Below are 12,816 nucleotides of genomic sequence, written 5' to 3'. Positions count from 1 at the left end.
TGATTCTTCCGGCTCGTCGTCCAGGCTTGCGCCGAGGCCGCAGGAATATGCACCATGAACATTACGAAAACCGACAGCAGTGAAAAAATAGTCGTCTACCTGATCGAAGACGAAGAAGACCTTCAGGAAGCGCTCGTATACAACCTCAACCAGATGGGCGTCGAAGCCCACGGGTTTTCGACGGCGTCGGCGTTTTACCGGGCCTATGCGGTCCGCCGCTGCGACATCGTGGTCATCGACATCGGGCTGCCGGACGAGAACGGTTTTTCAATTGCCCAGCACCTGCGCTCGGCCAGCAACGTGGGAATCGTGTTCGCAACCGCACGCCACGAACTCAGCGATCGGGTGCGCGGCCTGCGTGACGGCGCGGATGCCTACTTCGTGAAGCCGGTACACGCCGAAGAGCTTGCCGCGTCGCTGCAGGCCATCCATCGGCGCATCAAGGCCTCCGAGCGCGGTGCCCATCCTGCACAGCCGCAGTCTGAAGCGCCCAGGGGCACGGGACGCTGGGAGCTCAAGGAGGACGACTGGATCCTCTGCGATCCGGGCGACCGGATGCTGCGCCTGACCATGTCCGAGCGAGCCATCGTGGGGTGCCTGTTCAAGCGGCGGGACAAGCCTGTCGACCGTGTGGAGCTCGCGGTCGCGCTTGGCGGCGACCTCGAGCATTTCGACCTCCAGCGCGTGGACGTGGTGATCAGCCGGCTTCGGCGCAAGGCGCTCGCGGCGGGCATTTCACTGCCGCTGCACACTGTCAGAGGCACGGGCTATCGGTTTCGGGCCTGAGTGAGGGCCGCTCGAGGCTGCTGATTCCGCCAGGTCAGCGGCGCCCCCGCCAGCAATCAAGTCGGGGAGCAGTCAACCGCCGCTTCACGTGGCGAGAGATGAATGCCGGCAATCATGCAGCGCACGGAGCCACCCGCCATCTCGATGGTCGGCACCGCCAGCGGCAGCAGGCGGGCGCTGCGTTCGATGCGCCGCTTCTGCTGCGCCGTGAGGCTCTCGCAGGCCCGTTGCGACAGCGCGAGGATGCGACCATCCCTTCCAGAAAGTTCTATCGCATTGGCCGCGAACTCCGCGATCTGCGTCGCGCTCAGGTCGATGACTTCGCGTCCCGATTCCCGCAGGCGCGCCACCACCTCGGCGGCGCGGCGCGGATCGGTGAGCGAACTCGTGCCGAGCAACGCGAATTCGGTCGCAACGCAAAGCAGCACATTGGTGTGATAGATCGGCCGCCCGCACGCATCGGCCGTGTCGAACACGATGGGTTCGAAGTTGAAGTGCGTGCTGAAACGCTCCAGCAACACGGGATCCGCGCGATTGGAACGTGCCGTATACGCAACCCGCGCCAGATGGTCGAACACCATGGCACCCGTGCCCTCCAGAAACAGCTCGTCCTGCTCAAGGCCCGAGTAGTCGATCACGTCCTGCACGCGGTACCTGGCCTTGAGCATCTCGATCACGTCTTGCCGGCGCTCGCGGCGGCGGCTGGGCGAATACATGGAATAGATCGCCACGTGGCCGCCGGGATGGGTGGAGAACCAGTTGTTGGGAAACACCGAATCGGGCGTGTTGCGTTCGCCTTGGTCCTCGAAGAGGTGGACCTGCACGCCCGCGGCACGCAAACGCTCGACGGCGGCTGTCACTTCATGGTGCGCGGCTTCCGCGACGGCGCGCGCCTCATGCCTGGCCGCGGCGCTTTGAAATGAGTTGTCCGCCGCGGTTTCCGGGTTCGGCGTGAATTGATGAGGACGGACCATGACGACCGAAGCCGGCGCCTGGATCGAGCGGAAGTTGGACATTGCGGCAGCTCTCCTGGGTCGGCGATTCAGGCCACGCGGCGAATGACAGCGCGCGATGCACCCGAGCGCGTGTAGCGGAACAGGTCCTTCGGGTCATCGGCCCATGGCACCAGTTCCACGTTTTCGCCGAGGTTGCGTTGCTCGGCCTGCTTGTTCACATAGCGCAGCGTGGAGTAGTCCTCCATCGCAAAACCCACCGAGTCGAAAACCGTGACCTGCCCGGGACTCTGGCGACCGGGTTCCTTGCCCGCCAATACACGCCACAGGTCCACGACCGGGAAGTCCCTGGGCAACTGCTGGATGTCGCCTTCAATGCGGGTTTGCGGCTCGTACTCCACGAACACTCGCGCGCCGCGCAGCACGTCGGCGTGCAGTTCGGTCTTGCCGGGGCAGTCGCCACCCACGGCGTTGATGTGCATGCCCGGCTCGATCATCTCGGGCGTGAGGATGGTGGCGTAGGCCTTGTCGGCGGTCACCGTGGTGACGATGTCCGCACCGCGCACCGCCTCCGCCGTCGAGCTTGCGCGAATGATCTTCAGCGAGTTGTAGACCGACAGGTTGCGAACGAGCTTGTCGGTAGCGCACGGATCGACATCGAAGACCGCAATCTCTTCGATGCCGAGGTGGCTGTGAAATGCCAGGGCCTGGAACTCGCCCTGCGCGCCGTTGCCGATGAGTGCCATGCGACGTGCGTCGGGTCGTGCGAGGGCGCGCGCGGCCATCAGGGAAGTGGCGCAGGTGCGCAATGCGGTTGCCACAGTGAGTTCCGACAGCAGCACCGGGTAGCCGGTCTCGACCTCGGCCAGAACACCGAAGGCCATCACGGTATAGAGGCCGCGCTGCGTGTTGCTGGGGTGGCCGTTGACGTACTTGAATGCATAGGTCTTGGCGTCGGACACCGGCATGAGCTCGATCACGCCGATTTCCGAGTGATTTGCAACGCGCGCGGATTTGTCGAAGTCGTGCCAGCGAACGAAGTCTTCCTGAATGGTGTCGGCGAGTTCGCCGATGAACTGGGTCACGCCAATGTCCTGCACGAGGCGGGACATGGTCGGAACGTCTACGAAGCGGGTCATGGAGTCTCCTGAAATGAATGCTTGCGGCTTTCCGCGATGGGGAAATTGTTGGCGCTGGTGGTGCCAATTTGAAGCATTCAACTTGTCAAGTTATCCGCCATTAACTACATTTTGCTCATTGAATATGGCATATCGTAAAAATGGACGACACCGACCGCGAACTCATCTCTCTGCTGCGCGCTGATGCCCGCACGCCTGTCGTCACGCTGGCCAAGAAACTGAGACTGGCCAGGGCCACGGTACAGAATCGCATCTCCAGGCTGGAGTCCGACGGCATGATCGTCGGCTACACGTTGCGACTCAAACCCGAGGCCGAACTGCATCGGATACGCGCGTTCATGACCATCGAGGTCGATGGTCATCACGGCGACGAGGTCGGTCGGGTGCTACGTGGCAACCCGAATGTGGTCGCACTGCACACCACCAATGGGCGTTGGGACCTGATCGCCGAATTGAGGGCGGACAACCTCGAGTCGTTCGACCGGGTGCTGAACGCCATCCGCAAGATTCAAGGCATTGCCAATACGGAGACCAGCATCCTGCTCTCCACGCACAAGCTTTAGAAATCGAACAATTTGAATGCAGCCGAGAAGCGAACTGACTCGGCAGCATTCAAATTGTGCCAGTTTGCATTCTTTTTGTTGGCGCCCTCCGGCGGCAAACTTTGGACCGGTTCGAGCACTGCAATTCGCACGCTCGAACCCGAACAAAACCCACCAAGAGACATGCATCATGAAACTGGCTCGCCTTCTCCTTGCTTCCCTCCTCCTGACCCAAGTCATATTCACCGCCAGCGCCCGGCCTTTTCCCGACATTCAGGCGAGCGGCAAGCTGGTCGTGGCAACCGGCGGCGAGTTTCCTCCGTTCAATTACTTCGAAGGCAAGAAGCTGACCGGCTTCGAGATCGAGATCGCCGAGATCGTGGTGAAGAAAATGGGGCTTGCCATCGAATGGAAGACCATCGGTTTCGACTCCCTGCTTGCCGGCCTGCAACAGGATCGCTGGGACATCGTCGTCTCGTCGCACGGCATCACGCCGGAGCGAGCCAAGGCCGTCGACTTCGCCTCCCCGCACTACTGCTCCGGCAGTTCCATCGTTTCGCGTGATCCGGCAATCCGCGGGGCCGCGGATCTGACCGGCAAGGTCGTTGGCGTTCAGACCGGATCAACCTACCTGGAGAACGTTCGCAAGCTGACGAAGCCCAAGGAAATCAAGAACTTCCCGCAGGATCGCGATGTGCGCACGGCATTGGCCACCGGCCGGGTAGATGCCTGGGTCACGGACAAATTCGTGGCCCTGGCGGCGGTCAAATCCAATCCCCAGGCGAACCTGAAACTGGGCGATCCGCTCTTCGTCGAACGCATCGCCGCCGCCGTCGGCAAGGGCAACACGGCTTTGGCCGCCGCGTACGACAAGGCCTTGGCCGAAGCGCTGGCGGACGGCAGCTATGCCGCCGTCTCGAACAGGTACTTTGGCGAAGACGTTAGCTGCAAGTGAGCCACATCGCCCACTCGCCCGGATCATGACTTTCCTTTTTGCAAACTGGCCCGCCGGCTGGTCGCGCGAGCAGCGGAGCACGCTCGCCATCATTGCCGGCGTCATCGTGCTGATGCTGCTGATGTGGCTGATCGCCATTCCACTGGCTCATGCGCCGGAACCTGTCGCCTCCAATGCCGAGATGTTCGCTGACGGCACGCGCACCACGGTCAGACTGACCTTGGTGTCCGGCCTCGCCGGCATCCTTTTCGGTGTTCTGGCCGCGCTGGGCAAACTCTCGGCATTCAAGCCGGCACGCTGGCTCGCTTCGTTCTATATCTGGGTCATTCGCGGCACGCCGCTGCTGGTTCAGATCCTGTTCGTTTTCCTGGCGCTCCCGGTGCTGATTCCGGCGCTGCAGCTCGATGACTTCACCTCCGCATGCGTGGCGCTTGCATTCAATGCGGGCGCTTACAACGCGGAGTCGATTCGCGCAGGGCTTCTTGCCGTGCCGCGCGGTCAAACCGAAGCCTCGCGCTCGCTCGGCCTTTCACGCGGGTACACCTTCTTCGACGTCGTGCTTCCCCAGGCCTTCAAGGTTTCGCTGCCGCCGCTGGTCAACAACTTCATTTCCCTGCTGAAAGATTCCTCTCTGGCCTACGCCATCGGCGTGGTGGAGTTGACCAATGTAGGCAACCGCATGCAGGCGGCGACGTTCCAGCCGTTGCCGGCGCTGGCAACCATCGCCGTGATCTACCTGCTCCTCACCACCGCCTTGACCCAGATTTCGAATGCCGTCGAGAACCGGCTGGATGTGGAAGGACGTCGCTCATGAGTGAAGTTCTGATCAAGGTCGAGAAGGTCCACAAGCGCTTCGGCGCGCATCACGTGCTGCGCGATGTGAGTACCGAATTCAGGACCGGCCAGGTGACGGTGATCGTCGGCGCCTCCGGCTCGGGCAAGAGCACGCTGCTTCGCACCCTCAACCGGCTCGAGCCCCATGACGAGGGGCGGATCACCGTGGACGGCATCGAGGTCAACGACGACCACAAGAGCCTCGATGCGCTGCGACGGGAAGTGGGCATGGTGTTTCAGCAGTTCAACCTGTTCGCGCACCTGACGGTGCTCGACAACATCACGCTGGCCCCGCGGCGCATGCGCAGGATCCCGCGCAAGGACGCGGAGGAGCGGGCGATGGAGCTGCTACGCCGGGTCGGGCTGGAGGCGCATGCTCGCAAGCATCCCTTCGCGCTTTCCGGCGGACAACAGCAGCGGGTGGCGATCGCGCGCGCACTGGCGATGCAGCCGCGCGTGATGCTGTTCGACGAGCCTACTTCCGCTCTTGACCCCGAGATGGTCAAGGAAGTCCTCGACGTCATGCGCCAGCTCGCCGCTTCGGGCATGACGATGATCGTGGTGACCCATGAAATGGGCTTTGCCCGCGATGTGGCGGACCGCGTGATGTTCTTCGACCAAGGTCAGATCGCGTTCGACGCGCCACCCGCACAGTTCTTCGGCAACGACCACGGCAACCCGCGCATCAAGGCATTCCTGAATCGCGCCGTGCAGCACTGACGCACGCGCCGGAGGCATCTGCTTCCACGGAACACCCGGCCTGGAACTCAGGGAATCTACGGATATATGATTCCTTGAATGGTCTTGATTGCGTGCAGTTTTTGTATACAAATAACGCATCCGAAAGGCGGCGCGAAATTTGCGTCAAAAACGGCTCCCAATCCCAACTCATCCGCACGAGGAAAGAAGACCATGAGCACAGTCGTCAGCCAGGCCCCCGCGGGGGCAAGCGAAGCCGGCATTGCGCCGCACGCCGAGTCGAACGCAGTCATCAAGCCCGGCTACCACCCGCGGCTGACCAACGAAGACCTCGCGCCGCTGAAAAAGCAGACCTGGGGTCAATACAACATCTTTGCCTTCTGGATGTCCGACGTGCACAGCGTGGGCGGCTACATCACGGCCGGCAGCCTGTTCGCGTTGGGGCTGTCGAGCTGGCAGGTGCTGGTGTCGCTGCTGGTGGGCATCGTGATCGTGCAGTTCTTCTGCAACCTGGTGGCCAAGCCCAGCCAGGTGACGGGCGTGCCCTACCCCGTGGTCTGCCGCGCGCCTTTCGGCGTGCTGGGCGCCAACATCCCGGCCATCATCCGCGGACTGATCGCGGTGGCCTGGTACGGCGTGCAGACCTACCTGGCGTCGGCCGCGTTCATGGTGCTGGCGCTGCACATGGCGCCGAGCCTGGCGCCTTACGCGGACGTGGCGCAGCACGGCTTCGTCGGCCTGTCGGCCCTGGGCTGGGTCGCGTTCATGGTCATGTGGGTGCTGCAGGCCTTCGTGTTCTGGCACGGCATGGAAGCCATCCGCAAGTTCATCGACTGGGCCGGTCCGGCCGTCTACGTGGTGATGGCGGTGCTGTGCGGCTGGCTGGTGTGGAAGGCCGGCTGGAGCAAGATCGACCTGAACCTGGGCGGCATCAAGTTCCAGGGCTGGGACGCGCTGCCGGTGATGCTCTCGGCCATCGCGCTGGTGGTGAGCTATTTCAGCGGCCCGATGCTCAACTTCGGCGACTTCTCGCGCTACGGCAAGAGCTTCGACGCGGTGAAGAAGGGCAACTTCTGGGGCCTGCCGGTGAACTTCGTGTTCTTCTCGCTGCTGACCGTCATCACCACGGCCGCCACGCTGCCCGTTTTCGGGGAACTCATCACCGACCCGGTGCACACCGTGGGCAAGATCGACAGCACCACCGCCGTGGTGCTGGGCGCGCTGACCTTCATGATCGCCACCATCGGCATCAACATCGTGGCCAACTTCGTGTCGCCGGCGTTCGACTTCTCGAACGTTGCGCCGCAGCACATCAGCTGGCGCACGGGCGGCATGATCGCCGCGGTGGGTTCGGTGTTTCTCACGCCGTGGAACCTCTACAACAGCCCCGAGGTCATCCACTACACGCTCGACGTGCTGGGTTCGTTCATCGGGCCGCTGTTCGGTATCCTGATTGCCGACTACTACATCGTGCGCAAGCAGCGCATCGACGTGGACGCGCTCTACACCATGAGTCCCAAGGGCGAGTACTGGTACAGCGGCGGCTACAACCCGAAGGCGATCCAGGCACTGGTGCCGTCGGCCATCGTGCCCATTCTTTGCGTGATGGTGCCGACGCTGCGCGGCGCCGCCAACTACGCATGGTTCATCGGCATGGGCCTGGGCTTCATCCTGTACGCGCTGCTGAACCGCAGCAGCAAGACCTGAAACACTGAAAGAGAAAGAAAGGGACCGCGCCGTGCGCATCAAGATCATCAACCCCAACACCACCTGGAGCATGACCGAGAAGATCGGCGCATGCGCCCGCGCGGTGGCGCACAGCGGCACCGAGATCGTGGCGGTGAGCCCGGCCATGGGCCCGGTTTCCATCGAGAGCCACTACGACGAAGCGCTGGCCGTGCCGGGGTTGCTGCAGGAGATTGCGGCAGGCGAACGCGACGGCATCGACGGCTACGTGATCGCCTGCTTCGGCGACCCGGGCCTGAAGGCCGCGCGCGAGCTGGCGCGCGGCCCCGTGGTCGGCATCGCCGAGGCGGCGATGCACCTGGCCAGCATGGTCGGCAGCCGCTTCAGCGTGGTCACGACGCTGGGCCGCACCATGGGCCAGGCCTGGCACCTGGCCGAGATCTACGGCATGGAACGCTTCTGCGCCAACGTGCGCGCCTGCGAACTGCCGGTGCTCGAACTCGAGGAGCCCGGCTCGCGGGCTCGCGAGCGCATCGTCGACGAATGCCGGCGCGCGCTGGAAGAAGACAGCTCCGACTGCATCGTGCTCGGCTGCGCCGGCATGACCGACCTGTGCGCGCACATCGAGCAGTTGCTGGGCGTGCCGGTGATCGACGGCGTGGCCGCGGGCACCAAGCTCATCGAGTCGCTCGTGACACTCAAACTGCGCACCAGCAAGCGCGGCGAGCTGGCAAAGCCCCTGCCGAAGCCCATCATTGGCGCGCTCGAAGGCTTCACCCTGCCGCGCTAGGCCACAATTCGCGCATGCCCCGCGCCAGTTCCAAACCTCCCGTTTCCGACACCTCCCCCGCCGCAGCTGCGGCGCCCGATGACGGCGCCGCGCCGGCGGACAAGCAAAGTTCCATCGAAAGCATCGCCAACGACATCGCCACCGCGATCGTCGAGAAGCGGCTGCCGCCCGGCACCTGGCTGCGCGAAGAAGCGCTGGGCCGCGTCTATTCGGTGAGCCGCACCAAGGTGCGCGCCGCGCTGCTGATGCTGTCGAAGGACAAGCTCATCGAGATGATTCCCGACAAGGGCGCCTTCGTGTGCCAGCCCACCGTGGAAGAGGCACGCGAGGTGTTCGCGGTGCGCCGCATCCTCGAGAGCGAGGTGGTGCGCCTTTTCATCGCCAATGCGCGGCCGCGCGACTACCAGGTGCTTGAGCAGCACATCAAGTTCGAGCGCACCGCGCTGCGCCAGACCACCACCACGGGCACCGTGCGCGAAAAGCTGCTGGGCGACTTCCACGTGGCGCTGGCCGAGGCCACGGGCAACCGCACGCTGGCCGAGCTGGTGCGCGAGCTGGTGGCGCGCAGCTCGCTGATCGCGATGCTCTACCACTCCTCGAACGACCCGCACTGCTCGTCCGACGAGCACGCCGAGTTCCTGCGCCTGTGCCGCAAGGGCGACCCCGAGGCCGCGGTGACCAGCATGATCGAGCACCTCGAACGTATCGAGGCCAGCCTTTCGCTGGACACCGACAAGCCCGACCGCCAGCTCGACCTGGTCAAGGCGCTGCTGGCCTGAAGCAACGCCATGCGGCAAAAAAGCCCCGCGAACCTGATGAACCTGGGCACTGCCCTGCGACAGATGCGCCTGCTGCGCGGCATCAAGCAGACGCATTTCGCACAGCTGATGGGCGTGAACCAGGCGACGGTGTCGCGCTGGGAACGCGGGCAGCTCGCGTTGTCCACCGCACAGCAGGCCACGGCGCACCGGCTGCTCGCTGCCGCACAAGACACGACGCAGGACGCGGCCCTGAAGCGGCTGGTCGAATCGTCCACGCGCAAGGTGCACCTGATCTGCGACCGAACGCACCGCCTGCTGGCCGCGTCGCCGTCGCGCCAGGCCGAGTGGCGCGCCGATGCCGCCGAATTCATGGGGCGTTCGCTGATCGGCTACGCCTCGGAAGAAATCCTCGCGGCCGAGGCTACGCTCGACGGACTGGGCTGGCACGCAGGCGAACTGTCGTCGCTGGAGATCGCGACCGGGGCCAATGCAAATTCGGTCATTCCCATCGTGTCGGGCCGCGTGCTGTGGGAGCGCATCGCCCTGGCCGACGGGCGTGCGGGCCGCATCGTCACCACCATCGCCTGACCGGCACGATTCACAAGGCCGGCGCCGCCGGCGCGACTGTCACACAACAGCGTCATGCTGCTCCCCGGACGGGCTCCGCATTCTTCTTTGCCTCGGATGCGCCGCCGACGAACCACTCCCTACAGCATGCCCCGGCACATTCGGCCCAGCGACACCTCTTCCTCGCATCCCCCGGTTTCCCCGTTCTTCCAGCCCATCGCGGATCTGCGCCAAGGCACGATCTTCGGCCATGAAGCCCTGATCCGCGGTCCCGTCGGCACCCCGCTCCACAGCCCCCTGGAGCTGCTTGCGCTGGCGGCCAGGGAGTCCCGGCTCACCGAGTTCGAACTGCACTGCGTGGAAGTCATCCTCGCCCACTGGGGCCAGCTGAATGAGCCCGGCCGGCTCTTCGTGAACATGAGCGCCGACGCGCTGGTCGCGGCCATGGGCGGCGTGGGCGCGGCCTGCTGGCTCGAACGCATGCTCGCGCACCACGACGTCTCGGCGCGCAACGTGACGGTGGAACTCACCGAGCAGCGGGCCGCGGGCAACCCCGAGGCGCTGCAGCATGCGGTCAAGGCGCTTCACGCGCTGGGCGCGCGCGTTGCGCTCGACGACTTCGGCGAAGGCCATTCGAACCTGCGGCGCTGGAAAGACCTGCAGCCCGACTTCGTGAAGATCGACAAGCTGCTGACCCAGGGCATCGCGAGTTGCCCGCAGACTGTGGAGCTGGTGCGAACCATCGTCGGCCTCGGCCATGCACTGGGCACCGAGCTGGTCGCCGAAGGCGTGGAAGACGCCAAGGACCTGCGCGTGCTGCGCGACCTGGGCATCGCGCACGGCCAGGGCTACCTGTTCGGGCACCCCGCGCCGGCGCTGCAGCCCTTGCTGCCGGAGGCGGCGGCAGCGGCCATCCGAGACACCCGCATCGCCGTGATGCCGCATGCATCGCAGCCCCTGCAGCCCAACGTGCTGCGCAACCTGTCGGTCATCCAGGCACCGGCGCTGAACCCGCAGACCCCCATCGACGAGGTGTCGGCCATCTTCCAGAAGCACCCCGAGCTGCATGCGCTGGCCGTGGTCGACCAGGGATGGCCGGTGGCCCTCATCAACCGCCGGTCGCTCATGAACGACTATGCGCGCATGTATTTTCGCGAGGTGCATGGCCGCCGGCCCTGCCTGTCGTACGGCAGCGTCGCCCCGCGCATCGTGGAGCGAGAGGACAACGTCGAGAGCCTGCTCGCCATCCTGATGTCGGAAGACCAGCGCTACCTGAGCGAAGGCTTCATCGTGACCGAGAAGAAGCGCTACATCGGGCTGGGCACGGGCGACCAGCTGGTGCGCGCCGTCACCGAGGCGCGCATAGAAGCCGCGCGGCACGCCAACCCGCTGACCTTCCTGCCGGGCAACATTCCCATCAACATCCATATCGCGCGGCTGCTCGGCAGCGGCGCCGACTTCGTGGCCTGCTACGCCGACCTGAACAACTTCAAGGTGTTCAACGACCACTACGGCTACTGGCGTGGCGACGAGATGATCCTGCTGCTCGCGCGCCTTGCGACGCAGCACGCCAACCCCCACCGCGACTTCGTCGGCCACATCGGTGGCGACGACTTCCTGGTGATGTTCCAGAGCCCCGACTGGCACCAGCGCTGCACCGGGCTGATCGACGAATTCAACCGCCAGGCGAGCGGCCTTTACGACGAGGCCGCGCGGCAGGCCGGCGGCGTGCACGGCGAGGACCGGCATGGCGTGATCCGGTTCACGCCGTTTGCGACGCTCTCCATTGGCGCGGTGCGCATCCCGCCGGGCATGTTCCGCCATGCCGAGGACGTGGCCAGCGAAGCGGCCATCGCGAAGCACGAAGCCAAGCTCGCGGCCTCGGGGCTCACGGTGCGCGAGGCCCGGCCGCGGGCCTGATCCGTATCCGATCCACGCATAACTTATGCGTGGACGCCTTGTGCACCGGGCGATAGTCTTGCGGCCATGACCATCCTGATCACCGGCAGCGCCGGCCACCTCGGCGAGGCCCTGATGCGCACGCTGCGCGCGACTTCGCAAGACGCACGCGGCATCGACATCGCGCCCTCCCCCTTCACCGACCGCACAGGCTCCATCGCCGACCGTGCCTTCGTGCGCGACTGCATGCGCGGCGTGCGCACCGTCATCCACGCGGCCACGCTGCACAAGCCGCATGTGGGCACGCACAGCCTGCAGGACTTCGTCGACACCAACATCACCGGCACGCTGGTGCTCCTCGAAGAAGCGGTGGCCGCCGGCGTCGAAGCCTTCGTGTTCACCAGCACCACCAGCACCTTCGGCTCCGCGCTCACGCCCGCCGAAGGCATGCCGGCCGCATGGATCACCGAAGACGTGACGCCGATCCCCAAGAACATCTACGGCGTGACCAAGACCTCGGCCGAGAGCCTGTGCGAGCTGTTTCACCGCAAGCAGCGTCTGCCCGTGATCGTGCTGAAGACGTCGCGCTTCTTTCCCGAGGATGACGACGACGCCACCGCACGCAGCCTCTATTCGCTGCACAACGCGCAGGCCAACGAGCTGCTGCATCGACGCGTCGACATCGAGGACGTGGTCGACGCGCACCTGCTGGCGGCGCAGCGCGCGCCGGCCATCGGCTTCGGCCGCTACATCGTCTCGGCCACCACGCCCTTCACGCAAGACGACCCGCCGATGCTGCGTGAAAGCGCACCGCGCGTGCTGCAGCGGTTGTTTCCCGAGTGCGAAGCGCTCTATGCCAAGCAAGGATGGAAACTGCCTGCGCAGCTCGATCGCGTCTATGTGAATGCGCTCGCGCGGCGCGAGCTCGGATGGCAGCCGCGGCATGACTTCGCGCATGTGCTGCGTTGCCTGCGCGAAGGCCGCGACTTCCGCAGCCAACTGGCGCGCGAGGTGGGCAGCAAGGGCTACCACGGCGAGGTCTTCGGCGAAGGGCCGTACCCCGTCGCCTGAGCGACTCCCGGCGGAATGAACCCGGCCCGCTTCGGGTTTTTCCGGGTCAAAATTGTCGCATAAGTTGTATACAGTTTCGCGTACACATTGAGGCGTGCGACGTGGCAAGCCACGCCGCCGCGCCTCTTCCCTTG

At 64.9% G+C, this 12,816-nt stretch carries 13 protein-coding genes; 11 read left to right on the top strand and 2 right to left on the bottom strand.

From position 1 onward, the window contains the following. Positions 1-54 precede the first annotated feature (54 nt). Entirely contained in the window at positions 55-786 is a 732-nt protein-coding gene (locus L3V85_RS12200) for a response regulator transcription factor (RefSeq protein WP_237679460.1), read from the top strand. Positions 787-842: 56 nt separating this feature from the next. Here L3V85_RS12200 and ctlX read toward each other — a convergent pair whose 3' ends face one another. Next, on the bottom strand, positions 843-1,802 hold the full coding sequence (gene ctlX, locus L3V85_RS12195) for a citrulline utilization hydrolase CtlX (protein WP_237679459.1): 960 nt from the start codon (positions 1,800-1,802) through the stop codon (positions 843-845). Positions 1,803-1,828: 26 nt separating this feature from the next. Beyond that, entirely contained in the window at positions 1,829-2,878 is a 1,050-nt protein-coding gene (locus tag L3V85_RS12190; RefSeq protein WP_237679458.1) for an ornithine cyclodeaminase, read from the bottom strand. A gap of 140 nt (positions 2,879-3,018) precedes the next feature. Between L3V85_RS12190 and L3V85_RS12185 the strand changes: the two genes are divergently transcribed. The 10 genes from L3V85_RS12185 to L3V85_RS12140 all read left to right on the top strand — a co-directional run bounded on the left by L3V85_RS12185 (position 3,019) and on the right by L3V85_RS12140 (position 12,682). Further along, positions 3,019-3,441 carry an Lrp/AsnC family transcriptional regulator gene (locus tag L3V85_RS12185; protein ID WP_237679457.1) on the top strand — a complete coding sequence of 141 codons (423 nt, stop codon included), beginning with the start codon at positions 3,019-3,021 and terminating at the stop codon, positions 3,439-3,441. Between the two features lie 169 nt (positions 3,442-3,610). Further along, positions 3,611-4,375: a transporter substrate-binding domain-containing protein gene (locus L3V85_RS12180; protein WP_237679456.1), complete on the top strand. Its 765-nt coding sequence runs from the start codon at positions 3,611-3,613 to the stop codon at positions 4,373-4,375. A 25-nt stretch (positions 4,376-4,400) separates the two neighbouring features. Next, the gene (locus tag L3V85_RS12175) at positions 4,401-5,189 is read left to right on the top strand and encodes an amino acid ABC transporter permease (protein ID WP_237679455.1); all 789 of its coding nucleotides are present in this window, start codon (positions 4,401-4,403) and stop codon (positions 5,187-5,189) included. Further along, positions 5,186-5,929 (top strand): amino acid ABC transporter ATP-binding protein, encoded by a 744-nt coding sequence (locus tag L3V85_RS12170; RefSeq protein ID WP_272934788.1) that lies wholly within the window; start codon positions 5,186-5,188, stop codon positions 5,927-5,929. Before L3V85_RS12175 ends, L3V85_RS12170 begins: the two co-directional genes overlap by 4 nt. Positions 5,930-6,121: 192 nt before the next feature. Then, positions 6,122-7,615: an NCS1 family nucleobase:cation symporter-1 gene (locus L3V85_RS12165; RefSeq protein WP_237679454.1), complete on the top strand. Its 1,494-nt coding sequence runs from the start codon at positions 6,122-6,124 to the stop codon at positions 7,613-7,615. 31 nt (positions 7,616-7,646) lie between these two features. Beyond that, a complete protein-coding gene (locus tag L3V85_RS12160; RefSeq protein ID WP_237679453.1) occupies positions 7,647-8,384 on the top strand; it encodes an aspartate/glutamate racemase family protein in 738 nt (245 codons plus the stop codon). Between the two features lie 14 nt (positions 8,385-8,398). Beyond that, complete coding sequence (locus L3V85_RS12155; protein ID WP_237679452.1) at positions 8,399-9,163, top strand: GntR family transcriptional regulator; 765 nt, start codon at positions 8,399-8,401, stop codon at positions 9,161-9,163. 9 nt (positions 9,164-9,172) lie between these two features. Then, positions 9,173-9,733: a helix-turn-helix transcriptional regulator gene (locus tag L3V85_RS12150; protein WP_237679451.1), complete on the top strand. Its 561-nt coding sequence runs from the start codon at positions 9,173-9,175 to the stop codon at positions 9,731-9,733. A 126-nt stretch (positions 9,734-9,859) separates the two neighbouring features. Beyond that, positions 9,860-11,632 carry an EAL domain-containing protein gene (locus L3V85_RS12145; RefSeq protein ID WP_237679450.1) on the top strand — a complete coding sequence of 591 codons (1,773 nt, stop codon included), beginning with the start codon at positions 9,860-9,862 and terminating at the stop codon, positions 11,630-11,632. 66 nt (positions 11,633-11,698) lie between these two features. After that, complete coding sequence (locus L3V85_RS12140) at positions 11,699-12,682, top strand: NAD-dependent epimerase/dehydratase family protein (protein ID WP_237679449.1); 984 nt, start codon at positions 11,699-11,701, stop codon at positions 12,680-12,682. Positions 12,683-12,816: the final 134 nt, after the last annotated feature.

The organism is Variovorax paradoxus, assembly GCF_022009635.1.
Classification (GTDB): domain Bacteria; phylum Pseudomonadota; class Gammaproteobacteria; order Burkholderiales; family Burkholderiaceae_C; genus Variovorax.
Note: the sequence above shows the minus strand (reverse complement) of the source record. Positions and strands in the feature narration are given on the sequence as shown.

Excerpts from the sequence above, each read along its gene's own strand:
- L3V85_RS12200 (WP_237679460.1), top strand. The coding sequence starts at position 55 with ATGAACATTACGAAAACCGACAGCAGTGAAAAAATAGTCGTCTACCTG.
- ctlX (WP_237679459.1), bottom strand. The coding sequence starts at position 1,802 with ATGTCCAACTTCCGCTCGATCCAGGCGCCGGCTTCGGTCGTCATGGTC.
- L3V85_RS12190 (WP_237679458.1), bottom strand. The coding sequence starts at position 2,878 with ATGACCCGCTTCGTAGACGTTCCGACCATGTCCCGCCTCGTGCAGGAC.
- L3V85_RS12185 (WP_237679457.1), top strand. The coding sequence starts at position 3,019 with ATGGACGACACCGACCGCGAACTCATCTCTCTGCTGCGCGCTGATGCC.
- L3V85_RS12180 (WP_237679456.1), top strand. The coding sequence starts at position 3,611 with ATGAAACTGGCTCGCCTTCTCCTTGCTTCCCTCCTCCTGACCCAAGTC.
- L3V85_RS12175 (WP_237679455.1), top strand. The coding sequence starts at position 4,401 with ATGACTTTCCTTTTTGCAAACTGGCCCGCCGGCTGGTCGCGCGAGCAG.
- L3V85_RS12170 (WP_272934788.1), top strand. The coding sequence starts at position 5,186 with ATGAGTGAAGTTCTGATCAAGGTCGAGAAGGTCCACAAGCGCTTCGGC.
- L3V85_RS12165 (WP_237679454.1), top strand. The coding sequence starts at position 6,122 with ATGAGCACAGTCGTCAGCCAGGCCCCCGCGGGGGCAAGCGAAGCCGGC.
- L3V85_RS12155 (WP_237679452.1), top strand. The coding sequence starts at position 8,399 with ATGCCCCGCGCCAGTTCCAAACCTCCCGTTTCCGACACCTCCCCCGCC.
- L3V85_RS12150 (WP_237679451.1), top strand. The coding sequence starts at position 9,173 with ATGCGGCAAAAAAGCCCCGCGAACCTGATGAACCTGGGCACTGCCCTG.
- L3V85_RS12145 (WP_237679450.1), top strand. The coding sequence starts at position 9,860 with ATGCCCCGGCACATTCGGCCCAGCGACACCTCTTCCTCGCATCCCCCG.
- L3V85_RS12140 (WP_237679449.1), top strand. The coding sequence starts at position 11,699 with ATGACCATCCTGATCACCGGCAGCGCCGGCCACCTCGGCGAGGCCCTG.